Below are 24949 nucleotides of genomic sequence, written 5' to 3' on the forward strand. Positions count from 1 at the left end.
CTCAAACTACGATGCAACGCGGCTGCGTGCGAAAGAAAATTTAACGCGATAGGTGATCAACACATCGCACGCCAACAGATAAAACAGCAACATCCCTTGGAACAAACCGGTGATCGCAAGCGGCATATTGAGCTCCATCTGAGCCATCTCACCGCCCATGTAGATCAGCGCCATCAAAAGCGAAGCCAAGAGAATTCCGACCGGATGCAGGCGCCCCAAGAACGCCACAATGATCGCGGCATAGCCGTAACCTGGGGAGATCTGCGGGACCAACTGGCCGATTGGGCCACTAACTTCAGAGGCCCCAGCAAGCCCTGCCAAACCGCCGCTGATCAGCATGGTGATCCACACCAGCTTTTTGTCTTTAAAGCCCGCTAAACGCGCTGCGCTCGCATCCAGACCCAGTACTTTGATCTGGAACCCGATAAAGCTGCGACTTAACATGACCCACACCGCCGCAACGGCCAAGAGCGCAAACAGAATGCCGGCATGCACACGCGTGCCATCCACCAGCGTGGGTAAGATCGCCGCATCACTGAACATCGCTGATTCCGGGAAGTTAAACCCATGCGGGTCTTTGAGCGGCCCATGCACCGCATACACCAACAGGTTCAGGGCTATGTAGTTGAACATGATGGTGGTTAGGATCTCGTTGGCGTTAAAACGGGTTTTCAACCATGCGGCCAACAGCGCCCAGAGCGCACCGCCGACCACACCGGCCAATAAAACGGCTGGCAATACCCAGCTGCCTTCGGCCTCTAGAATGTTCACAGCCAGCGCACTGGCCACAAGGCCACCCATCAGCAGTTGACCTTCGGCGCCGATGTTCCAGACATTGGCGCGATACACCACAGCAAGGCCAATCGCGCACAGCAGAATCGGCGCGGCTTTCACACACAATTCGGCCAAGCCATAAGTATCGGAGATCGGCATCACCAGTAAGGTGTACAAGGCATGCAGCGGATCGTGTCCCTGCGCCCAGAAAAAGATGGCGCCTGTAAGCAGGGTTAACACCCCAGCCAGCACCGGCGAGCCATACGCCATCGCTTTGGAGTGTTCACCCCTAGGTTCTAACTTCAGCATAGGGACTCCTTAAACGAGCGACGCGCTTTTCGGCGCTTCGTCGGTGGAAAACATACCCGCCATCCAACGACCAACCTCTTCAAGGGTGGTGTCTTCGGTCGGTTTGATCGGGGAAAGCTCGCCATCACAGATGGCACACAGTCGATCGGAGATCAAAAACAGCTCGTCGATGTCTTCTGACACGACCAAGATCGCAGCGCCTTGATCGCGCAACTCGATCAGCGCTTGATGGATCGCCGTCGCCGCACCAATGTCGACGCCCCATGTGGGGTGCGCGGCAATCAAGAGCTGTGGTTTTTGCAGAATCTCGCGCCCGATGATGAATTTCTGCAGGTTACCGCCTGATAGGCTGCGCGCGTGGGTTTCGCTGCTTGGGGTTTTGACTTTAAAGGTATCGATGATGCGGGTCGCAAAGCTCTGCGTCGAGCAACCATCGACCATGCCGCGTTTCACTAAGCCCGATAAAAACCCGGTCAGCAGCGCGTTGTCTTTTAAGCTCATATCCGGCACAGCGCCACGGCCTAAGCGCTCTTCAGGAACAAAGGCTAAGCCTTGTGCACGGCGCTGTTGCGGGCATAGATGCCCCACAGGGCCACTTGGGAAGTGAATCGCATCGTGGTTTTCGACCGTATCTTCACCGGATAGGGCAGCCAGTAACTCTTCTTGGCCATTACCAGCAACGCCGGCGATGCCGACGATCTCACCTGCGTGAACATCCAGATTGACCCCTTTCAGATCCACCCCAAACGGATCATGGCTGGTGCGGGATAAACCACGTACCTGCAAGAACACCGCATCGCCTTGGCGCTTGGCGTAATCCATGGTGATGGGCGTCTCATCACCGACCATCATGCGCGCCATCGATGAGGCATCTTCCTCTTGAGGGATGCAATCACCAGAGATTCGACCACCGCGCAACACCGTAGCGGCATGACACAAAGCTTTTACTTCGTTGAGCTTATGGGAGATAAACAAGATAGAGCAGCCTTCGGCGGCCAACTGGCGCAAGGTCACAAACAGGGTGTCGACCTCCTGCGGGGTTAAAACGGAGGTTGGCTCATCCAAAATCAGCAGCTTAATGTTCTGCACCAAACAGCGCACAATCTCAACACGCTGACGCTCGCCCACCGACAGTGAGTGCACATGTCGATCGGGGTTCAACGCCATACCGTACTTTTCAGAGACCGTGCGGATCTTGTCTGCCAGCGCTTTTAAATCGTTGGCTTGATCCCCAAGCGCTAGGGCGATGTTCTCGGTGACCGTCAGGGTTTCAAACAAAGAGAAGTGCTGAAACACCATACCAATGCCCAGTGATCGGGCATGAGCTGGGTCTTTGACCTCGATGCGCTGGCCTTCCCAGATGATCTCGCCTGCATCGGGCTTCACCACCCCATAGATGACCTTCATCAAGGTACTTTTACCGGCACCATTCTCACCGAGCAGGGCGTGGATCTCGCCGGGTTTGATCGACAGATCAACTCGATCGTTCGCCAAACAGCCCGGATATTGCTTGGTTATCCCTCGCAAAGACAGCCGATCCGTCTCGGACGCCTTAACTTCAATCGAAGACATACGTTGTTCGTATCCTTTGTGTAATCGTTGCGCTGCTGATGATCACGATACAGCGATGAATGCATCCGTTGTTAGCAAAAACTTGGCCAAAAAGTCAGGATTGGAACGACAACCACCCAGGTAAGAGGGCGTACGCTCGATGATTCCTGACTGCACAGTCAAGTTTATAGCATCACCGACCGTGTTAACGATTCGATGAAAGGCGCATTGTGAAGGGCTGATGTGTGGATCACCGCACTGATAGTGTGCATTTTACACGATCAGCGCCCAAACACAGACCCAACACACATAGGTTTTTTCACCGAAACGCCCTCCAAAACGCGCTTGTGACATTTTTTTCATTTTTTTTGCCTTCGCCTTTCACCTTTTTGCCGAGTTATTCGTTTCATTAAGTGCATGCATCCCAATATCAGGTTCCTTTTATGACGCACGATGACGCCCAACCGCCCAAAAGCCGCACCAAACTGTGGTTTTTGGTGCACAGCTGGCTGGCAATGCCCATCTGGTTTTTCGTCTTTTTTGTCTGCTTAACCGGCTCCATTGCGACGGTCAGCCAAGAGATTGTCTGGCTGGCAGACCCCGCCGTTCGCGCCAACCAGCCCGAAGGCAAGACCCGCATTCTGACCTACGACGAGATCATCGACGTCGTCCACAAAGACTCGCCCGAGGTCTACATTGAACGTATCTCGCGCCCGGTCAAATCCCAGTTCGCACTGAGCGCCGTGGTCAGCTACCCCGATTCGACCAAAGCGACGGTGTACATCAACCCCTACACAGGGGAGATTCAAGGCAAGGCCGCTGGATTTGATTTTCGCCAGTTTGTCCGAGCCATCCATGGCTGGCTGCTGCTGCCGTTTGATAACGGCTTCACCTTCTACAGCTTTGGCTGGTACATCGTAAGCTTTGTCGGGATTCCGATGCTGATGTCCCTGATTACAGGCTTGGTGGTGTATAAACGATTCTGGCGCGGTTTCTTTAGCCCTCGCTTGCGCTTTAACCGCGGAGCTCGTGTGTTTTGGGGCGATTTTCACCGGTTGGCGGGCATCTGGTCGATCCCGTTTATCCTAATCATCTCGGTCACCGGCATCTGGTTCTTAATTCAAGCGGCGCTGTTTGATAACGCCATCTCCATCTCGACCAACGGACCACCGATCTACATTGCCCGTGACGAGGTGCCCAATGTCACCAACGGTGACCCACAAATGTTATCGCCCGACCAAGCGGTGGCCGTGGTCGCTAACACCTATCCAGAGCTTCGCCCAGAGCAGGTCTCGTTACCCGGCAGTGCCTACAACCACTATTCAGTGAACGCCCGTAACGAGAGTTATCCGCTGATCATCGAGCACTTTGATGTGAACCCATACACCGGCGCCATCGACCAAGCACGACGCTTATCCGATCGCAGCAACCTAGAGCTGGTCACCGAATCGATGCGCCCGCTCCACACCGGCGACTTTGTTGGTTTAACGCTGAAGCTGGTGTACTTCTTCTTTGGCATCTTGCTCACCATGATGGTGTTCAGCGGCATGATGATCTGGACCAAACGCACCTACAAATCCACCCAAGCAGTGATTCGTGAACGCAAAGCCGAGCGTTATGAAAACGCCACGCTGATGAGCAAAGGGGAGGCCTCCTGATGAGCAGTGCATCTCAAACCGCAACCGACGCACCACTGAGTAAAGCGGCGAAAAAACGTCAAAAGCAAAGCACTTGGTGGTTTCGCTGGCGTTTTCATTTAAGTGGCTTGCTGATTTTAATCCCGGTGGTGTTGGCCCCATATTACATCGAGATCATGGCTCTGTTCCGTGGTGACAACGGCCTAGGTGCCCACGTCATCGGTACCAAAGCCGTTGGCCCGTGGGAGGTCACCTTGGCCGAGCAGTTCGAATACGGCCCCACCATGAACGGCCCGGCCGGCTACATGAAGCTCTTTAACGCAGCCGTCTGTGAAGCGTGCACCAAAGAGGTAAAAGCGGTGTACCTGCGCGTCGGGAAACCGCGTAGCCTGCGTACAGCGGGCTCCCTAGGGTTTGGTACGCCGTATCGCATGATGCTGCACATCCCTGTGCCGGAAAACACCTCGCCGGATGCGGACCTTTGGCTCACCGCCGAGGGGTGGGATGGCTCGGTGTATCACACCACCTGGTCGTTGGCAGAAGCCTCACCTGCCACCGTTGAATTCCTAAAAAATCAGCAGGCTCAATAACATGGCTACTTTTACCCTTCGTCGTTTATCGTTGGCGGCCGGTGTCGCGCTTTTGACCGTATCGCCGTTATCGTTTGCTCACTATCCGTTTTGTAACTGCGCCCTAAAAGGTGAGGAGATCATCTGCGAGGCAGGCTTTTCCGATGGTTCCAGCGCATCCGGTGTCTCGGTGGATCTGATCTCCTACGATGAGGAGATCATCACAGCCCAAGCGTTTAACGAGCAATCCACCGTGCGCTTTACCCCGTTTGATGGGGAGTTCTACATTCTGCTGGATGCAGGCCCAGGTCACACGGTCGAAGTGGATTGGCACGACATCGAAGGCCTTAAACGATGAGCACAACGGTGCTGATCAAGCCCAAAGGGGTGCGCGATGAGAACATCGGTGTCCTGATCGTGGCTTTAGTCACCGTATTACTGGCGGCGATCTACATCCACTTTGATCGCGAGGCGACCACCGACACCTTTGTGAAAGCCGATCACCAAATCGATGCTCGATACGACCTGAACCCCGCCGAACAGGGCCTCTATGCGGATCTGCTGGCCGCCACAGAGGAGATCCTCTGGCGCATTGAAGACGATGAGTCCATTGATCTGGCTACGTTAGCGGACAATCTGATCCCGCCTTTTGTCATGGATGCAGTCAGCCAGGAGCGCGGCGGTCATCAGTGGTCTGAACAAAAAACGTCAACCGCTTGGCTTTTTTGGGGGAACACAAAAGCGCGCGAGGTCGCAGGCAGCTTTGTGGCGGTGATAGCCACATCTAATACCGCAGCGCCTAATACAGCAACGCCACACGCGCACCAAAACAGCACGGATGATCAGGATGAAGCCGCCCCAAGGGTATCGATCTGGTATCACAAAGGGGAGGTAACCCCGTTTACGCAAGAGGCTGATCCGTACATCGAAACCCATCTGCTTGCTCATGACTGGAAAGAGGTGATCTCTCACTTTGATGCCAGTGTGACCCGTCCTGGAACCTAACGAAGTGTTGTTCAACATCGCTCTACTTCGAACCACTTTGCTGATGCCATTGGCCTTGATACTGGCGCTGTTCAGTTCCGCCATCAACGCCGCCCCCCTTCGAATTGGCGTAACCTTGCACCCGTACTACAGCTACGTCACCAACATTGTGGGGGATGCCGCCGAGGTGATCCCGATGATCCCCGAGGGCTTTAACCCGCACGCCTACGAGCCACGCGCCGAAGAGATCAAACGGGTTGGCACCTTGGATGTGGTCGTACTGAACGGCATTGGTCATGATGATTTTGCTGAGCGGATGATCGCCGCCTCGGAAAAGCCCGATATCCCGGTCATTGAAGCCAACGAGAACGTCCCGTTGCTGCCGGCCATTGGGGCGATGAACCAGTCTCGAAGTGGCACAGGCAACATCGTCAATCCGCATACGTTTTTATCGATCACAGGCTCTATCCGTCAGATCCAAACCATTGCCAAAGCACTCGGTAAACTGGACCCGGACAACGCCAAGCTCTATCAGAAAAACGCACGCAACTACGCCCGAACCCTGCGTAAGATTCGCGCATCGGCTTTGGCGCAGCTGACTGACATTCCGGGGCAAGATCTACGGGTTGCGACCATTCACGGTGCGTACGATTACATGCTGCGAGAGTTTGGTATTGAGGTCACTGCCGTGGTGGAACCGGCCCACGGTATCGAGCCAAGCCCCTCACAGCTGGCCAAAACCATCGATATGATCAAAAACTTGGATGTCGACATCATCTTCTCGGAGCTGAATTTTCCATCTCCTTACGTCGATACCATTCGCCACGAAACCGGTGTGCAGCTCTATCCGCTCTCGCACATCATTTACGGCGCGTATTACCCCGAAAAGTTTGAAAAAGAGATGGCCGACAACTTCCAGACAGTGGTGCGGGCGATCAAAGAGATGTCCGCAAACGCGCAGACGGGGCAGGGGACACCATGAATACACAGTCCAGAGCACCGGCCACCGCTTTATGCGGGCCTTTGATCCAGTTTGATCAGGTCTCGCTGCGGTACGGCAACAACCAAATTTTAAGCGATCTGTCCTTTACTGTGCCCCAAGGCGCATTGTTTTCGATTGTCGGCCCCAACGGGGGCGGTAAATCGTCGCTGTTGCGCTGTTTGTTGGGGCTTGCGCCGCACCAAGGTGATATTAAGGTGATCTGGCCCGATCAACCCGGCGTCATCGGTTATGTTCCGCAAGCGTTGGAGTTTGATCGCACCTTGCCAATGACCGTGCTCGATTTTATGCGAGCGCTCAGCTCAAAAAAGCCTACCTTTTGGCCACTCAGCCGCGACGAAAAAAGCCGGATGCTTGAAGCTTTGGAGCGTGTCGGGCTGAGTCAAAAAGCGCATCGTCGCATGGGGGATCTCTCCGGTGGCGAGCGCCAGCGTGTGCTGATGGCGCAAAGCTTAATCCCATCGCCAGACCTTCTGATTTTGGATGAGCCTATGGCCGCCCTCGATGAAGCCGGTGTTCAGGTGTTTCAGTCGGTGATCGAATCCCTTAAATCCAGCGGTGTGACCCTCTTGTGGGTAGAGCATGATCTGGCGGCGGTTCGGCGCATGGCCGATTCCGTCGTCGGGATCAACCAACGCTTGCTCTTTCATGGCGACCCCAAGGTGGAGCTTACGCCCGAAAAAGCGATGCAGATGCTGACCCACAGCTACTTTAATTCTAATGCGTCTGATGCCTCTAACGTGGCTAACGGAGTGTGATGATGGAGTCTCTTCGATTGGCCGTTCAGCAATGGGCTTTAGCGGGGTATCTGCCAAGCTCCTTAGAATACGGTTTTGCCTTTAATGCCGTGCTCGCAGGATTAATCATTGGCCCGGTATTGGGGCTATTAGGCACCTTGGTGGTGGTCAAGCGCCACGCGTTTTTCTCAGAAGCGGTCGGGCACTCGGCTCTGACCGGGGTAGCGATCGGCATTTTGCTGGGCGAACCCTACACAGGGCCGTACGGCGCGCTGTTTGGTTACTGCATACTGTTTGGTTTGGGGCTGAATTACCTCAAAAACCGCACAGGTTTAACCGCCGATACGCTGATTGGGGTGTTTCTATCCCTGTCTTTGGCGCTTGGGGCGAGTGTATTGCTGATCCTGGCCGGGAAGATCAACGTCCACATTCTGGAAAACGTGCTGTTTGGCTCGATCCTGACCGTGAATACCACTGACCTTGCGGTGCTGGCGGGCGTTGCGGTCTTGGTGACGGTACCACTGGTGGCACTCTATAACGCCTTTATGCTGGCAAGCTTTAACCCCGCGTTAGCCACGGTGCGCCAAGTGCGGGTGAAAACGCTGGATTACCTATTCATCTTACTGGTCACCATCGTCACCGTTGCCTCGGTGAAGGTGATCGGTGCGGTGCTGGTCGGGGCCTTGTTGGTGATCCCTGCTGCCGCAGCCAAGATCATCTCTCGCTCGTTACACATGTTTGTGGTGCTCAGTGTGCTGTTTGCCTTAGTGGCGACCCTAAGTGGCATCTTAATTCCGATGGAGATGGCACTGCCCGTACCGTCGGGCGCGGCCATTATTCTGTGTGCCGGTGTGTTGTTCCTATTCGCGGTGCTGGCCCGCGCCTTGATGCCCAGCTTAAAAGGAGGCCAATAATGCGTATCGCTCTGCTGTTCCGCTTATGTTTATTGCTAGGCTGTGCGCTTACCGCCTTAGCGGCCCGTGCCGACACACAAGTACTGACGGCCCATCCCGCCACGCAAGCGATCACCGAAGCCTTGGTAAAGGGGACAAGCATCAAAGCCACACCGGTTGCCTCGTTAAAGTTGCCGGCGTCGCGTTTGTACTCTTACTTAAATGGCCGCGGCAAACGAACACTGACCCAGTTGGCGAGCCAAAGTGAAGCGGTCATCACCTTAAATGGTTTATGGCCTGAGGACCCCATCTACCCACACAGTCGCCGCATCAACCTGCGTATTGTCCCCATTGATGCCACACAGCCGATGGATCAAGCGCTCGCGGGGATTGCGCTACTGACACCGGACAACGACCCAGACTTGTACGCCCAATTCCAACTCGAACCCATGCCCGCCAATGGTGAGCAATCCGCCCCTTGGCTCTCCCCAACCGCACTGGGACGCATGGCCGATGTGATTGCTCGGGACTTATCCGCTCTGGTGCCAGAGGCGGCGGATACCCTCCAAAGCAACTTGGGCAGCTTGAAGCATCAATTGATGCAGCAAAAAGCCGAGACAGACCTTGCACTGGCCAATGCCGACTCCTTAGCCACCGTAGCCTTGGGGCCACACTTTGGCTATTTGGCTTCGGACCTTGGGTTGGAGCTTGTCGGCACCTTAACCGCGGCAACCCGTGAATGGGATGCATCACGGCTTGAGACGTTAAGCCGGTGGCTGACCGATCAAGAGATCGAAGTGGTGTTGCTGGAACCACGCTTTGCTGAGCCTGCCATCACCCAAGCCATCGAGCAGGGCGGGGCAACGCCTGTGGTGATCACCTTACCTGATGAGACGCATCAAGATCCCATCGAGTGGACGCGCGATAACCTATCGCGCTTGGCGGGCGCTTATCCGGCCTTGTGATGGGAAGACGAGGGGGTTGAGTGGGCAACCAAGCGGACTGATCAATAATCCAACATTGAAATGCTAGCGATTATCGTTTAGTTTACGAGTTTCATTTTATCTCTAAGCGAACAATTAGGCAGTTTCTTCATGTCCGCGTCCACTCCCATCAGTCACGATCAGTTCAAAGAGCTGTACCAAAGCCATCATAACTGGCTGCACAGCTTGCTGACTCGCCGTTTAGGCAACCGTGAGGATGCGGCCGATTTGGCGCAGGATGCCTTTTTACGCTTATGGAACCGCCCCAAAGCTCTGGGTAACAACCAACAAACCCGCGCCTACTTAAGTGTGATCGCCCGTGGTTTGTGCGTTGACCTTTGGCGACGTCGGCAAGTTGAGCAAGCGTGGCTGGATACGTTGGCCAACCATCCGGAAGCGGAAGTCCCGTCGGCTGAGCATCAAGTCGCCATCTTGGAAGCCTTAAACGAGATAGATCAGATGCTAATGCGCCTGCCCGAAGCGGTGGCTCGCACATTTGTCCTATCAATGCTGTATGGTAAAACGGGTAAAGAGATTGCCCACGAACTTCAGGTCAGCGAACGATGCGTCCGTAATTACTTATCCAACGCCATGTTGGAATGCTTACTGCTTGAAGCCCAGAAACTCCAACCCGTTTGATCACCACCATGAATGACCCCATTAACCGAGAGGCGCTGACTCAGGCGGCCAACTGGTTTTCGGTGCTGTACGACGCCTCGGCTACGGATCAGGATCGTCAACGCTGGCAACTCTGGCTGCAAGAAAGCGAAGAGCACCAACACGCTTGGCGTATGGTCGAGCAAGTCAGCCAGCGCTTTCACCCCGTCAAAGCCAACCCAGAGCAGGGCGAGCAAGCCTTGACCCGCTTACGCTCCAGTCGGGTCAATCGACGCGCGGCACTCGGAGCCTTGGCGGGTATTTCCGGTGCAGGCCTTTTAAGCTGGTATGGCTTTACTGAAACGTCCCTCGGTGCAGCAAGCGATGCGGATTTTGCAAGCCAAACTGGGGAGATCAAAGCCCTTACGCTCACCGATGGCACGCACCTGTGGCTTAACAGCGATTCGGCCATCAATGTAAACTTCGATGCCACTCAGCGCGCTGTGCATCTGATCAAAGGGGAGCTGTTTATCCAAACCGCTCAGGATGATCGCCCCTTTCATGTGGATACCGCCCAAGGCACCTTCACCCCCATCGGAACAGAGTTCAGCGTACGCCAACTGGATGATCAAACCCAACTGTCGGTGTTTGAGGGCAACGTGCTGGCCACGCCTTTAGAGGCCCAGTGCGTCACCGTTGCTGCCGGTGAGCAGATCCACTTAGAACACCATCAAACGCCGCAACGCCATCAGGTCGATAAACGCCGCGATTCTTGGCGCAACGGCGTGCTGGTGGCCGACGACATCCGCCTTCAGGATCTGATCGATGAGCTGAGCCCGTTTAAAAAGGGCTACATTTACTTGGACGATACTCTGTTCGACGCGCGCGTATTTGGCGCATTCCCGCTGACCAAACCCCAACAATCACTCTCGATGCTCTCCCAAGTATTGCCCATCACCATCGAGCATCCCCTGCCGTGGATCACGGTGATTGCTCCGAAGGAGTCGGGGTAACACTTCAGATCGTAGTAACAGACAGTGTTTTAGCCCTAGACTGCCATCCTTTACACGCCTCTTTTTTCAAAAAACCAAAACCATTTGGCAAACTTTGTGCAATGCTATAAAAAGTTGACCAATAAGACAGGTTTCAGCCGAAAACCTGCCCAATGACAAACGATTTCGCACCGTAACCGTACAAAGCCATCCGAAATGGCTCAAAAAGAGGCACCTTTATGGATCCATACCTGAATGACTGGTTGAGCCTGATCATCCGTTTTTTGCATGTTGTGACTGCCATCGCGTGGATTGGCGCATCCTTCTATTTCATCTGGTTGGACAACACGCTGCAAACACCGCCCGATTGGAAAAAACAGAAAGGGATCTCGGGGGATTTATGGGCCGTCCACGGCGGTGGCTTTTACGAAGTGGCGAAATACAAGCTGGCCCCAGAGACCTTACCAACCACCTTACACTGGTTTAAATGGGAGGCCTACAGTACATGGATCACCGGATTCTTGATGCTCACGTTAGTCTACTACGTCGGTGCAGATGCCTACCTAATCGATCCTAATAAGGCCCAGATCAGCCAAAGTGTTGCCATTATGATCGGCATAGGGACGCTTGTCCTTGGCTGGTTTGTGTATGATCTTACGTGCAAATCCCCACTGGTGGAAAAGCCGTTGCTGTTCGGCATCGTTATGCTCATCTTGCTGACCGCACTGGCGTGGGGGCTTGGCCAGGTGTTCAGTGATCGCGGAGCCTACATCCACATCGGCGCCTTAATCGGTACCTGCATGGCGGCCAATGTGATGACAGTGATCATGCCATCCCAACGCGAGCTGGTGCGCGCCGTCGAAGCCGGCACGGCACCCGATCCTAAGTTTGGTTACAACGCAAAATTGCGCTCTGTCCACAACAACTACGCCACGCTGCCTGTGCTGTTCATCATGCTGAGCAATCACTACCCGATGACCTTCGGCCACGAATATGGATGGCTCGTATTGGGTGCGATCATGCTGATCGCCGCATGGGCACGACACTTCTTTAACCTGCGTCATCGTGGCATCGTCAAACCCTACATTTTAATCACGGCGTTACTCGCCTTTATCGCGCTGGCGTGGGTACTAAAACCCGCATCCCCAGATGCAGATGCCTCTTCAGACAGCGCGGCAATCGGCTTAACCGATGCCCAAGCGATCGCCTTAATTCAAGACAAATGCAGCACATGCCACAGCAAAGCCCCAACCGATGACATCTTCACAGTCGCCCCAGCCGGCGTGATGTACGATACCGAAGCCGAAATCCTAAACTGGCTACCGCGCATTCAAGCACGCGTCATCGTCTCGAAAGACATGCCGTTTATGAATAAAACCGAAATGACCGACGAACAGCGCGCAGAATTGGGCCGCTGGTTGGCAGAAAAGTTGTGATTGGGGAAAGAGAGCAGGACTTAAAGTCCTGCTTGGAGTGCTTTTTAAGCGTATAGCATTGGCGAGGCTTTTTGCTGTAATGGTAAGCCTATATAGGCAGCGGGCCTTCTATAAGCAATCACATCATACCGATTACGTGAAAAGTTTGATTGTTTAACTTTGTTACCCTGATTCCCACCAAAAACTGAAATAATACTCGCATTAGAAAAGACGTAAAATCCAACATGGTATCCAGTTGAGCTGCCGGTGCTTGCGTCACTGCTTTTATTCTTACGTTTGATCACAACAACATCACCGACTCGCGGAAAACTACTTTCAAAGCCCCATGTAGCCCAACTCTTCGCAAGAGCGTTATTAGTACCCTTTATTCCAGCTTGGTTCATTACCCAGTTTACAAATGACGAGCACCATGGAATTTCATCCGTTTTAGCGCCTAATGTTGTCGTCGCATGATATTCAATAATACGTTGATTATGTTTCGTTCCAGCAATTTCAGATACGCCTTTTTCAGCAACGGCTATTTGATACCACAGCGGGCCATTAACTTCTTTAGCATCAACTGAAGTACTCTTTTGAGTATCAACGCCTAACGATTTCCATGTCACAGGGCCTACAACACCATCTGCGGTCAAACCTTTACTTTTTTGGAATGCTATAACGGCCGCTTCTGTTGCTTTACCAAAGTCGCCATCATTAACAATCTTAGTATTCGGATTCAAAGCACCGTTAAGAAGTATCTGCAAACGTATTACTTCTGCTCCTTTACTACCTTTAAGACACTCATTAAAAACCTCCTTGTTTCAATTTATCCAAAGCCTCTGACGGCAAGTAGATTTCCTGGATCGTCCATTGATTTTCGAAATGTGAAAATCGGATACCATCCACATCAACCTCATCAGTGCCATAAGACACCGTCATCATACGAGCTAAGATAGCCTCTTCGTAGCTCATAGTAATTTCTTTATCTTCAATAATTACATGATATGTTGACCGCATCATCAACTTGAAGAAATTAGAAAAATCTTTTGGTTGGATTTCAAATTCATAGTCATCATCTAGTTCGCCCCTTACTTCAAGAGGAAAAGAGACTCGTTCACTCACACGCTCATAATCTTTATTTTCTACTGCTTCAGAGAAGCTACTATAAAACTCATTAAAATCATTAACATGTGTATCATCTATAACGAATTGATTTAGAAATACGACCTCATCGCTCGAAAAAGAGAGAGGGCTAAATAGAGATAAACATACCCATAAACATGCTTTGGCTAAGCTATACATAGTTATCCTTTATTTTCGATAAATGCGTGTGGTGCCCATGTAGGCAAACGAAACTCTTGAACGAGTAATACAGAAGGAGGTGACTGACATTTTGCATTGCTCCATCCTTGAGCTAATTACAATATCGGTTAGTATTTTTACTATATCACCTACCCTAAAATCAAGGTTACACATGCCTACTGTATTTGTACGATCTTGCACCGAAGCTGACTTACCCGCCATCACCGAGATCTATAACCATGCGGTGCAGAACACCACCGCCATCTGGAACGAAACTACGGTTTCGTTAGAAAACCGAGTCGCTTGGTTTCAGGCGCGACGTGCACAAGGCTACCCCATTCTTGTGGCCGTCGATGATCAAGACAGAGTGCTCGGTTACGCCTCTTTCGGGGATTGGCGACCGTTTGAGGGCTATCGATTTACCGTTGAGCATTCTGTGTATGTGGCCGAGTCCGCTCAAGGCCAAGGCGCAGGACGCGCCTTGTTGGCCGCTTTATTGGATGAAGCCAAGGCCCTTGGCAAAAAAGTCATGGTAGCCGGCATCGAAGCCAACAATACAGGGTCCATCGCGTTGCATGAGAAACTCGGATTTGAATCCACAGGTCTGATGAAAGGCGTTGGCTTCAAGTTTGATCGGTTTTTAGATCTTCTTTGGATGCAGAAGGCGCTTTAACCACCCTCCGCTTAACTTGAATCCCCAGGCGCTTAGCCAAGCGCGTTAGGTTGGCGCGATCGACCTCGAGCCTGCGGGCGGCTCCGGACCAATTGCCGCCGGCTTCTTGCAAGGTTTGATAGATATAAAGCCGCTGAAACACTTCCGTCGCTTGGCGAAGTCCGCCTTGTATCGCCAGATGGCCATCGGGTTCTTGGGGCGTTTGGGTGGGCGCTTCACTGACCCGCAGCGTTAGGTGCTCAAGGTCAGCAGGGGTGATCTTTATCTTTAATGAGGCCTCACGCGCGCGAGCTCTTAAGGCCGCTCGGCTGATCACATGTTCAAGCTCCCGCACATTTCCCGGCCAGTCATATTGGGCAAGCGTAAGCGACACGTCTGGACTTAAGATGATCTGCTCAAGGCCTAAACGGTGGCGCAGTTGTTCAGCAAAAAAACCGGCCAGTAAGGCGACATCACCTTCACGTTCGCGCAGTGGAGGGATATGGATGGGGTAAACGGATAACCGATGATACAAGTCTGCTCGAAAACGGCCTGCCTCGACTTCTTTGGCCAAATCTCGGTTAGTTGCAGCGATGACACGTACATCCACCATGTCGGTGGTATCTTGGCCGACCGGTTGAATCTCTTGCTCTTGCAGCGCACGCAACAACTTACTTTGTGCCGCCAGTGGGATTTCGCCTATCTCGTCCAAAAACAAAGTGCCGCCATCGGCTAAGCGGAATTTGCCCGTCCGATCCTGATCTGCACCGGTAAACGCGCCTTTTTTATGGCCAAAAAGCTCACTTTCTATCAAATTCTCGGGCAGGGCGGCGCAATTCACATAGACCAGCGGGGTGTCGGCACGCGGTGATTCTTGATGTAACTGCGCGGCTACGCGCTCTTTACCAACGCCGGTCTCACCTTCGATGAGCACGGTATAAGGGGAGATCGCCACCAGCGATATCTCCCGTTTTAAAGACTGCATCACCGCACTTTGGCCAATCAACTCGGAACCGGTACGTTGTAAGGTGTGCTGATTTAGCTCCGAGACCATCTGCTGTTGCTGCAGTGATTGTCGCTCAAGTTGCGCCATGGTCAGCGCGGTGTCGAGCGTTGCTCCTGCGCACGTGCCAATCACATCCAAGGTGTAACGACTTAAGGCATCAAAGGCCCCGGCGGTTAAGCTATCTAGGGTTAATACCCCTAAAATGCGCTGGTTTCGGATCAGCGGAATGCCTAAGCAAGCATGGATCGGAAGCTCGCCATTGTGGCCCAATACCAAGCCATCGTATGGGTCTGGCAGAGCGGAGTCGGCGGGGAAGCTGATGGGCGCGCCTTGCTCCATCATGGCCTGAAAACGAGGATGATCATCTATGAGAAAGCGTCGACCCAAAACGTCCGAATGTAAGCCTTGTTGAGCCAGTGGTCGCAAGGTATCGTGATCACACACCAAAAGCACGATCGCATCACAGGCGATGCATTTTCGCACCGCATCCAAAAGGCGCTCGAAACGATCATCGTTATGCAGGGACCTTGCAAGGTCCATCGACAGATCCACCAACGCCGTTGGGCTTACGTCTTTCATTGTGTGCCACTCCTTGATTTTTACCCTCAAGCCAATGTGTTTCAAAAACACTTATGTGTCAATTAGACCTTTTTTATATTAGGTCTTTTTGACCTATTTATTATTCGAGAAAATAATAAACAATTGATTTTATTGTATTTTTAAAACACGGCATAAAGCTCGCTCTAGGAAGGATATTCATCTTACGATCAGGAGCGAACATGTTAACCCAACACCATATTGATACCGTAAAAGCGACCATTCCACTTTTAGCAAGCGCAGGCGTAGCCATTACCGATCACTTTTATCGCCGCCTGTTTACACATCACCCAGAGCTTAAAAACATCTTTAACCTAAGCCACCAGCACTCGGGCGCACAAAAGGTCGCTCTGTTTGATGCCATTGCCGCCTACGCTCACCATATCGAAAACCCGGCGGCGTTAAAAAGCGCCATCGAGCGCATCGCGCAAAAACACACCGGGTTTAATGTTCAGCCAGAGCATTACCAAGTGGTCGGCCATCATCTGATCGAAACCCTGCGCGAATTAGCTGGCGAGGCCTTTACCCCCGAGGTGGAAGAGGCATGGAGTGAAGCCTACGGCGTATTAGCGGATGTCTTTATCCAACGAGAGGCAGCGATCTATCAAGAGCATGCAAGTCATAAAGGTGGCTGGGAAGGACTGCGCCGCTTCATCGTCCAAGAAAAGCGCGTCGAATCCTCCCTTATCACTAGCTTTGTGCTGGTGCCAGAAGATGGACAAGCGGTCTTAGACTATCAAGCCGGGCAGTATTTAAGTATCTCTGTGCAGCCGAACCATTCGCCGTACACGGAAATCCGTCAATATTCGCTTTCGGATGCGCCTAACGCTCGCTCGTATCGCATCTCAGTTCGCCGAGAAGATCGGGGCCATGGCGCACCTGCGGGTGTCGTATCCTGCTACCTTCACGATGAAATCAAAGAGGGGGATGTGATCGAAGCCTACGCGCCCGCGGGGGATTTTGTGTTCAAAGCCTCTCCCAAACCGCTCGTGTTGATCAGTGCTGGGGTTGGATTAACGCCGATGCAATCGATCCTCGAATCTTTGGCCCAGAAAACGACTGCAGAAACGGACTCAGCCAACAGTGCTCCGATCTTTTATCTGCACGCCACCGATAGCCAAGACACGCACGCCTTTAAAGCGCGCACCGAAGCTCTTAAAGGTAACTTGGCGTTAACCACTTACACCTGGTACCAAAGGGCACAAAATGAAACATCCGAATATCAATTCGAAGGGCAAATGACGCTTTCGGATGCACCGAACCTGCCCCTTCAGCAGGCTGAGATCTACCTTTGCGGCCCCATCGGGTTCATGAAGGCGGTCTATCAGCAACTTAAAGCGCACGGGGTGGACGATAGCCAGATCCATTACGAGTTGTTTGGCCCGCACCAATCGCTTGAAGCCTAATCAAAGGGGAGTTGAGCTATCCACACCGCACCCCTTAAGCAGGATATGGGTTAACGTGCGAGTGGCTTTATCAAAATCGTGATCGGCCAGCGGGGATCGCCCCAAGGCCGATTCGATCTGTACACCAAAATCGGCGTAATGCTGGGTGGAAGACCAAAGCAAAAAGATCAGATGCTCAGGGTCAATGGGGTCCATCTTGCCTTGATCAATCCAAGCTTGAAACACCGCAATACGGCTCGAAAACCACTTGGCGTAATCATCTTCAAAGTAGGCTTTTAACAGCGGCGAACCGCTGATGATCTCTTTGGCGAATAACCGCGAGGCCAATGGGTATTCACGAGAGAAGCGGATCTTCTCGGCAATGTAGTTAGGCAATACATCACGAGGGTGTAAGTCGGCGGTTAACTCATTGAGTGAGTGATCCCAAAGATCGATCACTTGCGATAACACCGCCGCATACAACCCCAACTTGTTCTTAAAATAGTAGTGCAAATTGGCTTTGGGCAGGGCAGCGCGATCCGCAATCTTTTGCATGCTGGCGCCTTTAAAACCATGCAGTGCAAACTCCTCTTCGGCGGCACGAATGATCAACTCTTCGTTTTTTTGTCGGATGCGTCCACCACAAGGGCGATCCGAGCCGTGCGAGGCTAAGGTTAGGATCACGCTTCTCTCCTCAAAAACCGATAGGACGTGAATTACACACTTTCAGTCAGTTTAGCATCACCCACGCTGGGCTTTGCATGAGTGGCCGGTTTTTCTGCGCTCTCCTCTGGCAGTACTAAGCTTAAAATGATCGCGCTAAGCCCACCTGTGGTGATCGCCGAACCAAAGATGTTCTGCACCAGTTTTGGCATCTGCCCTAACACTTCTGGGTTCAGTGCCACGCCCAAACCGGTTCCAAAGGACACCGCCATGATCAGCATTTTACGGCGATCCAGAGTTTCTTCGGCCAAGATTTTGATGCCCGCTGCGGCGACCGTACCGAACATCACCAAAGTGGCGCCGCCCAATACCGGTTTTGGAATGCTTTGCAATACACCACCGATGATCGGGAAAAGCCCCAGCACCACTAAGATCGCACCGATGTAATAGCCCACATGACGACTGGCCACCCCAGTGAGCTGAATCACACCGTTATTTTGACTGAACGTGGTGTTCGGGAAGGTGTTAAACACCGCCGCCAGCATGGAGTTAATCCCATCACCCAGAACGCCCCCTTTGATCCGTTTAAGGTAAGACTCCCCCTTAATCGACTGTTTGGAGATAAGGCAGTTGGCCGTCAAATCGCCGGTCGATTCAATCGCCGTAATCAGATAGATGAGCGCAATCGGTAAAAAGGCGGACCAATCAAAATCCACCCCATATTTGAACGGCATCGGCACACTGACCAGTGGCAATGTGGACAGATTGGCAAAGCTCACTTTGCCCATCATCGCCGCCACAATGAAACCGGCCACAAGACCCATAATGATGGAGGATAAGCGGATCCATTGATTGGACGAGCGGTTTAGGACGATGATGGTCAAAAGCACAAAGCCACCCAAGGCCAGATTGGCCGCGCTGCCAAAATCCGGCGCTTTAAAGCCACCGGCCAGATCCGTCACACCGACTTTAATTAAGCTGGCCCCTATGATGGTAATGACAATGCCGGTGACCAAAGGTGTGACGATACGGCGCAGCTTGTCGATGAATTGGCTAAGCACAATCTCAACAAACGCCCCTAAAAAACAGACCCCCATGATTAAGGCAAGGATCTCTTCTGGGCCACCGCCTTTGCCTTTGGCAATGAACCCAGCCGCTAATACGGAGCTTAAAAACGCAAAGCTTGTGCCTTGTACACAGACCATGCCTGCGCCCACACCCAGTGGTCGGCGTGCCTGAATAAAGGTACCCACACCAGAGACAATCAAGGCCATACTGATCAAATACGGGATGTGTTCACCTAAACCCAACACCCCACCAATGATCAATGTTGGGGTGATGATGCCAACAAAACTGGCCAACACATGCTGCAGCGCTGCGAAGGTGGATTCCATCACTGGGGGCTTAGAATCCAGCGGGTAGAGTAGATCTGGATTCTCCGATCCTTGCGATTTCATACAAGCTCCTAGACCAAAGAGGTCGGTTTTTATGTGGGTAAGACCGTGTTCTATAAAGAACCACAGTGGATGGTCATCACTTTGCAAAAACCTGACCAAATGATCAGAAATGGCGTTTATTTCCTTTATCTAAAACCTAATCCATTGATTTCGTTGTGCTAAAAATCGGATTCCGCTTAAGGCATATCAGTTCAGAGCGATAGCTAGGCTGCACTGAATCTGCTCGTATGCTGTGAGCGTGCCTAAAAAAGGCGCATAGATCGCTTTAATGGGATGTGCATAACCGATGCGCTAACGCCTGATCAACACGCGAGAACGAGTTTTTTTGCACAATTTCATTCACATAAGTTTTCCACATCCGAAGTTATCCAATGCGCTAACTGATTGTATTACCAAGTTTTACCCTTCTTTTTCGATGGGTTATCCTTTGTGGATGATCGAGAGGTGTGGATAAAGTGGAAAAGGGGGAATAATTAATTATTCACACTTTACACAGAATTATTCACAGGATATCGGTGGGTTACTCGCACAGTTGTGAACAAGAAGGGCCTTTAACCAGGGGGTGTGAATAACCGGTGTGTGTAAGGTCGGATAAGTTTGGATTAACCCTGTGAACAAAATCGGCTGTGGAAAACACGCCTATTTATCCTCACGTTATCCAAAGGGAATACGCACAAGAATCACCGCTTTCTCCCGTAGTTATGATTGTTGTAACCTATTGAAATAACTATTTTTTAAGCGATTGATCACAGAAAAGTGCCTGACTAATAATAACCATAACTACTATCTATCTATACTTTTCATATTCTCTTTATATGTATTAAGAGCTCTTAAAGACCTACGTTCTTAAAAAAGGGTTAATCAAAAAGAGAAAAATCACATCTGATCAAATTTTATACATTTCTTCCTGATCAACAGCACTGTATAATGCTCGACCGTTTCGAATTGAGTTCTTCTCCAAAACGGGAAGAGATCGAATGACCGCGTAAGCCTCTGTCTTACAGCGCCGCTCAATCGCCGTTCAATCAACGGGTTATCAGTTAAATCAGGTGAGGGTTTCAGCTTTGGATTATCCAGATCGTTTTGATGTCATTGTTATCGGTGGAGGTCATGCCGGTACAGAAGCCGCATTGGCGTCTGCACGCATGGGCGCCAAAACCTTGTTACTGACCCACAATATTGAAACTTTGGGTCAGATGTCTTGTAACCCAGCGATTGGCGGGATTGGTAAAAGCCATCTGGTAAAAGAGATCGATGCTTTAGATGGCGCCATGGCCAAAGCAGCTGATAAAGGCGGTATCCAGTTTCGTATTCTCAACTCACGTAAAGGGCCAGCGGTTCGAGCCACCCGTGCACAAGCGGATCGCATCCTGTACAAAGCGGCTGTGCGTGAGATCTTGGAAAATCAGCCTAACCTGATGCTGTTCCAACAAGCGGCGGATGATCTGATTGTCGAGAACGGTCAGGTCAAAGGCGTTGTGACCCAAACCGGAATTCGTTTTTCTGCTGACTCTGTTGTACTCACCGCCGGTACCTTCTTGGGCGGTGTAATCCACATCGGCTTGGAGAATCACTCTGGAGGCCGTGCTGGTGACCCACCGTCCATCGCGCTGGCCAAACGCTTACGTGAACTGCCGTTTCGTGTGGATCGCTTAAAAACGGGTACCCCACCCAGAATCGATGCTCGTACCGTTGATTTCTCTGTGATGCAGGAGCAACCCGGGGATTTCCCAACGCCATTGATGTCGTTTATGGGCAAAGCTTCGGATCAGCCACGTCAGATCAGCTGCTACATCACTCACACCAACGAGCGGACCCACGAGATTTTGCGCAAAGGCTTAGATCGCTCACCGATGTACACCGGTGTGATTGAAGGGGTGGGCCCACGCTATTGCCCATCAATCGAAGATAAGATCATGCGCTTTGCCGATAAAGATCAGCACCAGATCTTCGTTGAGCCAGAGGGCTTAACCACACACGAGCTTTACCCAAATGGTATCTCAACGAGTTTACCCTTCGATGTTCAGTTAGAAGCGGTACGCTCGATCAAGGGCTTTGAAAACGCACACATTCTGCGTCCAGGTTATGCGATCGAATACGATTACTTTAACCCGCAGGATCTTAAACACACGCTCGAGACCAAGCACATGCACGGGCTCTACTTTGCTGGGCAAATTAACGGCACCACCGGTTACGAAGAAGCCGGTGCGCAAGGTTTGTTGGCCGGCTTAAACGCCGCCGCTCGCGCTTTGGGCAAAGAGCAGTGGTATCCGCGCCGTGATGAAGCCTACATTGGTGTCTTGGTGGACGATCTGATCACCTTGGGTACCTCCGAGCCCTACCGCATGTTCACGAGCCGTGCCGAGTACCGTTTGATCCTGCGTGAAGACAACGCTGATCTGCGCCTGACCGAAATCGGTCGCAAACTTGGCATCGTAGGTGATGAGCGTTGGGCGGCGTTCTGCAAGAAACGCGAATCGATCGAGCTTGAACAGCAGCGCCTTAAGAGCACTTGGGTACAACCTAAAACCGAAGCGGCTGATCACATCGCGGATAAGCTCTCCTCCCCGATGGCGCGCGAATACAACTTGGCCGATCTGATCAAGCGCCCAGAGTTAACCTACGCCGATGTGGCTAATCTCAAGGGCGAAGCGGTCGAAGACCCACAAGTGGCCGAGCAGGTCGAGATCCAACTCAAATACGATGGCTATATCCAACGTCAGCTTGAGGACATTGAGCGGATGCGCCAGCAAGAGGACATGCCGCTGCCAAGTGATTTTGATTACGATGCGGTGGGTGGCCTTTCGAATGAGCTCAAAAGTAAGCTGAAAACTCAGTTGCCTGAAACCTTAGCGCAAGCATCGCGTATTCAGGGGATGACGCCTGCGGCGATCTCACTTTTGAGCGTGTATCTGAAAAAGCACCAGATGGTTCAAAATCAGAAGGTGGCAGGTTAATGGCGGGCTTTAACATCAGCGACTACTCCGCCGAACGTGCCCGTCTATGTCTGCGTGTTCAAGCGATGGATTTGGCCGATCTGATCAGCGATGCTCAGATCGATCAACTGGTGCACTACCTCTCCTTGTTGGTGAAGTGGAACAAAGCGTACAACCTCACCGCGATTCGTGACCCTCTGGAGATGGTCGATCGTCATCTGGTCGACTCCTTGAGTGTCTTAAAACACGTCCATGGCCCGCGCCTCATTGATGTGGGCAGTGGCCCAGGATTGCCAGGGGTTGTGATCGCCATCTGCCGTCCCGATCTTTCGGTGACCACGCTCGACAGCAACGGTAAGAAAACCCGCTTTCAAAACCAGGTGAAATTGGAGTTGGGATTATCGAATCTGACCATCATCAACGGGCGTGCCGAAGAGTGCGATGCGCCACCGTTTGATGAGGTGATCTCGCGTGCGTTTGCCTCCTTGTCTGATATGATCACTTGGACTCGACAACTGTGTGCGAGCGAGGGTGTTTTTTTGGCCATGAAAGGTCTGTATCCTAGCGAAGAGCTGGATCAATTACCCAAAGACATTGTCTGTAAGACGCATCACAAATTGCAGGTTCCCGGAACCGATGGCGAGCGCCATCTGATGGTCCTGACAGCTCAATAACCGATGCAGGGGCGGCACGAGCCGCGCTCGGAAGTAAAGTTCTCCAATCAGAGACGGCGTGAGGAAAGCGTGGCAAAGATTCTGACCATTACCAACCAGAAAGGCGGTGTCGGTAAGACCACCACCTGTGTGAATCTGGCAGCCTCGTTGGCGGCTACGAAAAAACGGGTGTTGTTGGTGGATCTGGACCCACAAGGCAATGCCACCATGGGCAGCGGTGTGGACAAGCATGAGTTGGATCACTCCTCCTATGAGGTGTTGACCGGTCAGTGCGAGATTCGCGAAGCGATCTTGAAAAATCTGCCGGTGAAATACGATGTGATCGGTGCCAATGGTGATCTAACCGCGGCCGAAGTTGAGCTGTTGCAGATGCCGCGCCGTGAGTTCCGTATGAAAATGGCGCTGCTTGAGATTGCCGATGAGTACGATTTTATCCTGATGGACAATCCGCCGTCGTTGAACTTACTGACCGTCAACGCCTTGGCCGCATCCAGCGGTGTGATCATCCCGATGCAGTGCGAATACTACGCCCTTGAGGGGATCAGTGCGCTGGTGGGCACCATTGATAAGATCAACAAGCGTTTGAACCCATCGTTAAAGATCGAGGGGATCTTACGCACCATGTTTGACCCGCGCATGAGCCTGACCAAAGACGTATCGACCCACTTGGTCGAATACTTTGGGGATAAGGTGTATCGCACCGTCATCCCTCGCAATGTGCGTTTAGCCGAGGCACCGTCGCACGGTTTACCGGCCCTCTTGTACGATAAAAATTCCCGCGGATCGGTTGCGTATCTGGCCTTAGCCGGTGAACTGATCCGTAAAACCGCAAAAGAGCAACAAGCGGCCAAAGCAGAGATGCCGGCCGAAACCCCAGAAGCCTGAACCGCTAAGGTTCAGGAGCAGTGATCGAAATAGGAACTACCCATGGCAAAGAAACGAGGATTAGGTCGAGGTCTGGATGCGCTGTTGGCCAGTGTAAACACACCAGAAACCCCGTCAGATGAATCCACCCAGTCAGATACCGCGGCCGAATCAGGCTCTGGTGATGGCTACCGTTCTTTGCCGCTCGAGGCCATTGAACCTGGGCGCTATCAACCGCGTCGGGATCTTGAACCAGAAGCCCTAGAAGACTTGGCCAACTCCATCAAAGCGCAAGGCGTGATGCAGCCGATTGTCATCCGCCCCATCGAAACCGAAGGGCGTTACGAGATCATCGCCGGTGAACGCCGCTGGCGTGCGTCTAAAATCGCGGGTCTAACTGAGATCCCTGTGGTGATCAAAGACGTCCCTGACGATGCCGCGATTGCGATGGCCTTGATCGAGAACATCCAGCGCGAAAACCTGAACCCGATGGAAGAGGCGATCGCTCTGCAACGCTTGCAGGATGAGTTTGAGTTAACCCAACAAGAAGTCGCCAACGCCGTGGGCAAATCTCGTTCATCGGTGGCAAATTTGTTGCGCTTGATGAAACTCACGCCCGATGTGCGCAAATTGTTGGAACACGGCGATATTGAAATGGGGCATGCGCGTGCACTGTTGGCGCTTGAAGCTGAAGATCAGATCAACGCCGCAAACGAAGTGGTCGGCCAAGGCTTATCGGTGCGTCAAACCGAAGAGTTGGTGCGTAAATGGGCTGAAGTTAGCGCTCACAAACCAAAAAAGACCGAGAAAATCGTTGTGCCCGAGTTGGAATCCATCGCAGAATCCCTCTCGAAAGAGTGGTCGACGAAGGTCACCATCAATCAAAACAGCAAAGGCAAAGGCAAGATCACCATCGCGTATGACTCGCCAGAATCCTTAGAATCTTTGCTGGCAAAAATGAAAGCCGAATAA

24 protein-coding genes are annotated in these 24949 nt (G+C 52.3%); 17 read left to right on the forward strand and 7 right to left on the reverse strand.

All coding sequences use genetic code 11. The annotated features are described in order from the left end of the window. Window positions 1-6: 6 nt before the first annotated feature. Together ACXAF9_RS11615 and ACXAF9_RS11620 are read right to left on the reverse strand one after the other, a co-directional pair. On the reverse strand, window positions 7-1083 hold the full coding sequence (locus ACXAF9_RS11615) for an ABC transporter permease (RefSeq protein ID WP_475074271.1): 1077 nt from the start codon (window positions 1081-1083) through the stop codon (window positions 7-9). A gap of 9 nt (window positions 1084-1092) precedes the next feature. Beyond that, window positions 1093-2655 carry an ABC transporter ATP-binding protein gene (locus tag ACXAF9_RS11620; protein WP_475074273.1) on the reverse strand — a complete coding sequence of 521 codons (1563 nt, stop codon included), beginning with the start codon at window positions 2653-2655 and terminating at the stop codon, window positions 1093-1095. 422 nt (window positions 2656-3077) lie between these two features. Here ACXAF9_RS11620 and ACXAF9_RS11625 point away from each other — a divergent pair, with 422 nt between their 5' ends. The 11 genes from ACXAF9_RS11625 to ACXAF9_RS11675 all read left to right on the forward strand — a co-directional run bounded on the left by ACXAF9_RS11625 (window position 3078) and on the right by ACXAF9_RS11675 (window position 12462). Then, the gene (locus ACXAF9_RS11625; RefSeq protein ID WP_475074275.1) at window positions 3078-4292 is read left to right on the forward strand and encodes a PepSY-associated TM helix domain-containing protein; all 1215 of its coding nucleotides are present in this window, start codon (window positions 3078-3080) and stop codon (window positions 4290-4292) included. Next, entirely contained in the window at window positions 4292-4861 is a 570-nt protein-coding gene (locus tag ACXAF9_RS11630) for a hypothetical protein (RefSeq protein WP_475074277.1), read from the forward strand. Before ACXAF9_RS11625 ends, ACXAF9_RS11630 begins: the two co-directional genes overlap by 1 nt. 1 nt (window position 4862) lies before the next feature. Further along, the gene (locus ACXAF9_RS11635) at window positions 4863-5198 is read left to right on the forward strand and encodes a hypothetical protein (RefSeq protein ID WP_475074279.1); all 336 of its coding nucleotides are present in this window, start codon (window positions 4863-4865) and stop codon (window positions 5196-5198) included. Next, window positions 5195-5845, forward strand: coding sequence for a DUF6162 family protein (locus ACXAF9_RS11640; protein WP_475074281.1), 651 nt, complete (start codon window positions 5195-5197; stop codon window positions 5843-5845). The genes ACXAF9_RS11635 and ACXAF9_RS11640 overlap by 4 nt, the downstream gene beginning before the upstream one ends. A gap of 4 nt (window positions 5846-5849) precedes the next feature. Next, complete coding sequence (locus tag ACXAF9_RS11645; protein WP_475074284.1) at window positions 5850-6806, forward strand: metal ABC transporter solute-binding protein, Zn/Mn family; 957 nt, start codon at window positions 5850-5852, stop codon at window positions 6804-6806. Beyond that, complete coding sequence (locus ACXAF9_RS11650) at window positions 6803-7582, forward strand: metal ABC transporter ATP-binding protein (RefSeq protein WP_475074286.1); 780 nt, start codon at window positions 6803-6805, stop codon at window positions 7580-7582. Before ACXAF9_RS11645 ends, ACXAF9_RS11650 begins: the two co-directional genes overlap by 4 nt. Next, complete coding sequence (locus tag ACXAF9_RS11655; protein WP_475074289.1) at window positions 7582-8475, forward strand: metal ABC transporter permease; 894 nt, start codon at window positions 7582-7584, stop codon at window positions 8473-8475. Before ACXAF9_RS11650 ends, ACXAF9_RS11655 begins: the two co-directional genes overlap by 1 nt. After that, window positions 8475-9419, forward strand: a complete 945-nt coding sequence (locus ACXAF9_RS11660) for a metal ABC transporter solute-binding protein, Zn/Mn family (RefSeq protein ID WP_475074291.1) — start codon at window positions 8475-8477, stop codon at window positions 9417-9419. The genes ACXAF9_RS11655 and ACXAF9_RS11660 overlap by 1 nt, the downstream gene beginning before the upstream one ends. A 129-nt stretch (window positions 9420-9548) precedes the next feature. Continuing rightward, window positions 9549-10076 (forward strand): sigma-70 family RNA polymerase sigma factor, encoded by a 528-nt coding sequence (locus ACXAF9_RS11665; protein ID WP_475074293.1) that lies wholly within the window; start codon window positions 9549-9551, stop codon window positions 10074-10076. Between the two features lie 8 nt (window positions 10077-10084). After that, window positions 10085-11047 carry a FecR domain-containing protein gene (locus tag ACXAF9_RS11670; RefSeq protein ID WP_475074295.1) on the forward strand — a complete coding sequence of 321 codons (963 nt, stop codon included), beginning with the start codon at window positions 10085-10087 and terminating at the stop codon, window positions 11045-11047. Between the two features lie 218 nt (window positions 11048-11265). After that, the gene (locus ACXAF9_RS11675) at window positions 11266-12462 is read left to right on the forward strand and encodes a urate hydroxylase PuuD (RefSeq protein ID WP_475074297.1); all 1197 of its coding nucleotides are present in this window, start codon (window positions 11266-11268) and stop codon (window positions 12460-12462) included. A gap of 44 nt (window positions 12463-12506) precedes the next feature. On the opposite strand, the gene ACXAF9_RS11680 is transcribed toward ACXAF9_RS11675, so the two are convergent. Further along, window positions 12507-13211 (reverse strand): NlpC/P60 family protein, encoded by a 705-nt coding sequence (locus ACXAF9_RS11680; protein ID WP_475074513.1) that lies wholly within the window; start codon window positions 13209-13211, stop codon window positions 12507-12509. Window positions 13212-13245: 34 nt separating this feature from the next. Continuing rightward, entirely contained in the window at window positions 13246-13743 is a 498-nt protein-coding gene (locus tag ACXAF9_RS11685) for a hypothetical protein (RefSeq protein ID WP_475074299.1), read from the reverse strand. A gap of 172 nt (window positions 13744-13915) precedes the next feature. Between ACXAF9_RS11685 and ACXAF9_RS11690 the strand changes: the two genes are divergently transcribed. Then, a complete protein-coding gene (locus tag ACXAF9_RS11690; RefSeq protein WP_475074301.1) occupies window positions 13916-14416 on the forward strand; it encodes an N-acetyltransferase family protein in 501 nt (166 codons plus the stop codon). On the opposite strand, the gene norR is transcribed toward ACXAF9_RS11690, so the two are convergent. Continuing rightward, entirely contained in the window at window positions 14367-15980 is a 1614-nt protein-coding gene (norR, locus tag ACXAF9_RS11695; protein WP_475074303.1) for a nitric oxide reductase transcriptional regulator NorR, read from the reverse strand. The two genes, ACXAF9_RS11690 and norR, sit on opposite strands and share 50 nt — an antisense overlap. 200 nt (window positions 15981-16180) lie before the next feature. Here norR and hmpA point away from each other — a divergent pair, with 200 nt between their 5' ends. Next, the gene (gene hmpA / locus ACXAF9_RS11700) at window positions 16181-17404 is read left to right on the forward strand and encodes an NO-inducible flavohemoprotein (RefSeq protein WP_475074305.1); all 1224 of its coding nucleotides are present in this window, start codon (window positions 16181-16183) and stop codon (window positions 17402-17404) included. On the opposite strand, the gene ACXAF9_RS11705 is transcribed toward hmpA, so the two are convergent. Together ACXAF9_RS11705 and ACXAF9_RS11710 are read right to left on the reverse strand one after the other, a co-directional pair. Beyond that, window positions 17405-18067 carry a TetR family transcriptional regulator C-terminal domain-containing protein gene (locus ACXAF9_RS11705; RefSeq protein WP_475074306.1) on the reverse strand — a complete coding sequence of 221 codons (663 nt, stop codon included), beginning with the start codon at window positions 18065-18067 and terminating at the stop codon, window positions 17405-17407. Window positions 18068-18099: 32 nt separating this feature from the next. Then, the gene (locus ACXAF9_RS11710) at window positions 18100-19503 is read right to left on the reverse strand and encodes a uracil-xanthine permease family protein (RefSeq protein ID WP_475074308.1); all 1404 of its coding nucleotides are present in this window, start codon (window positions 19501-19503) and stop codon (window positions 18100-18102) included. 1064 nt (window positions 19504-20567) lie between these two features. Here ACXAF9_RS11710 and mnmG point away from each other — a divergent pair. The 4 genes from mnmG (at window position 20568) to ACXAF9_RS11730 (ending at window position 24949) form a co-directional block, all read left to right on the forward strand. Then, window positions 20568-22460 (forward strand): tRNA uridine-5-carboxymethylaminomethyl(34) synthesis enzyme MnmG, encoded by a 1893-nt coding sequence (gene mnmG, locus ACXAF9_RS11715; protein WP_475074310.1) that lies wholly within the window; start codon window positions 20568-20570, stop codon window positions 22458-22460. Between the two features lie 65 nt (window positions 22461-22525). Further along, window positions 22526-23113 carry a 16S rRNA (guanine(527)-N(7))-methyltransferase RsmG gene (gene rsmG / locus ACXAF9_RS11720; protein WP_475074516.1) on the forward strand — a complete coding sequence of 196 codons (588 nt, stop codon included), beginning with the start codon at window positions 22526-22528 and terminating at the stop codon, window positions 23111-23113. A 69-nt stretch (window positions 23114-23182) separates the two neighbouring features. Then, window positions 23183-23998, forward strand: a complete 816-nt coding sequence (locus ACXAF9_RS11725; RefSeq protein ID WP_475074312.1) for a ParA family protein — start codon at window positions 23183-23185, stop codon at window positions 23996-23998. A 42-nt stretch (window positions 23999-24040) separates the two neighbouring features. Beyond that, window positions 24041-24949 (forward strand): ParB/RepB/Spo0J family partition protein, encoded by a 909-nt coding sequence (locus ACXAF9_RS11730; RefSeq protein WP_475074314.1) that lies wholly within the window; start codon window positions 24041-24043, stop codon window positions 24947-24949.

The sequence above is a fragment of the Neptunomonas sp. ABH4_499 genome, from assembly GCF_056160565.1.

Coding starts and splice junctions, on each gene's coding strand:
- ACXAF9_RS11615 (WP_475074271.1), bottom strand. CDS start 1,083: ATGCTGAAGTTAGAACCTAGGGGTGAACACTCCAAAGCGATGGCGTAT.
- ACXAF9_RS11635 (WP_475074279.1), top strand. CDS start 4,863: ATGGCTACTTTTACCCTTCGTCGTTTATCGTTGGCGGCCGGTGTCGCG.
- ACXAF9_RS11640 (WP_475074281.1), top strand. CDS start 5,195: ATGAGCACAACGGTGCTGATCAAGCCCAAAGGGGTGCGCGATGAGAAC.
- ACXAF9_RS11660 (WP_475074291.1), top strand. CDS start 8,475: ATGCGTATCGCTCTGCTGTTCCGCTTATGTTTATTGCTAGGCTGTGCG.
- ACXAF9_RS11690 (WP_475074301.1), top strand. CDS start 13,916: ATGCCTACTGTATTTGTACGATCTTGCACCGAAGCTGACTTACCCGCC.
- ACXAF9_RS11685 (WP_475074299.1), bottom strand. CDS start 13,743: ATGTATAGCTTAGCCAAAGCATGTTTATGGGTATGTTTATCTCTATTT.
- ACXAF9_RS11655 (WP_475074289.1), top strand. CDS start 7,582: ATGATGGAGTCTCTTCGATTGGCCGTTCAGCAATGGGCTTTAGCGGGG.
- hmpA (WP_475074305.1), top strand. CDS start 16,181: ATGTTAACCCAACACCATATTGATACCGTAAAAGCGACCATTCCACTT.
- ACXAF9_RS11730 (WP_475074314.1), top strand. CDS start 24,041: ATGGCAAAGAAACGAGGATTAGGTCGAGGTCTGGATGCGCTGTTGGCC.
- ACXAF9_RS11630 (WP_475074277.1), top strand. CDS start 4,292: ATGAGCAGTGCATCTCAAACCGCAACCGACGCACCACTGAGTAAAGCG.
- ACXAF9_RS11625 (WP_475074275.1), top strand. CDS start 3,078: ATGACGCACGATGACGCCCAACCGCCCAAAAGCCGCACCAAACTGTGG.
- ACXAF9_RS11675 (WP_475074297.1), top strand. CDS start 11,266: ATGGATCCATACCTGAATGACTGGTTGAGCCTGATCATCCGTTTTTTG.
- ACXAF9_RS11620 (WP_475074273.1), bottom strand. CDS start 2,655: ATGTCTTCGATTGAAGTTAAGGCGTCCGAGACGGATCGGCTGTCTTTG.
- norR (WP_475074303.1), bottom strand. CDS start 15,980: ATGAAAGACGTAAGCCCAACGGCGTTGGTGGATCTGTCGATGGACCTT.
- ACXAF9_RS11670 (WP_475074295.1), top strand. CDS start 10,085: ATGAATGACCCCATTAACCGAGAGGCGCTGACTCAGGCGGCCAACTGG.
- rsmG (WP_475074516.1), top strand. CDS start 22,526: ATGGATTTGGCCGATCTGATCAGCGATGCTCAGATCGATCAACTGGTG.
- ACXAF9_RS11650 (WP_475074286.1), top strand. CDS start 6,803: ATGAATACACAGTCCAGAGCACCGGCCACCGCTTTATGCGGGCCTTTG.
- ACXAF9_RS11665 (WP_475074293.1), top strand. CDS start 9,549: ATGTCCGCGTCCACTCCCATCAGTCACGATCAGTTCAAAGAGCTGTAC.
- ACXAF9_RS11710 (WP_475074308.1), bottom strand. CDS start 19,503: ATGAAATCGCAAGGATCGGAGAATCCAGATCTACTCTACCCGCTGGAT.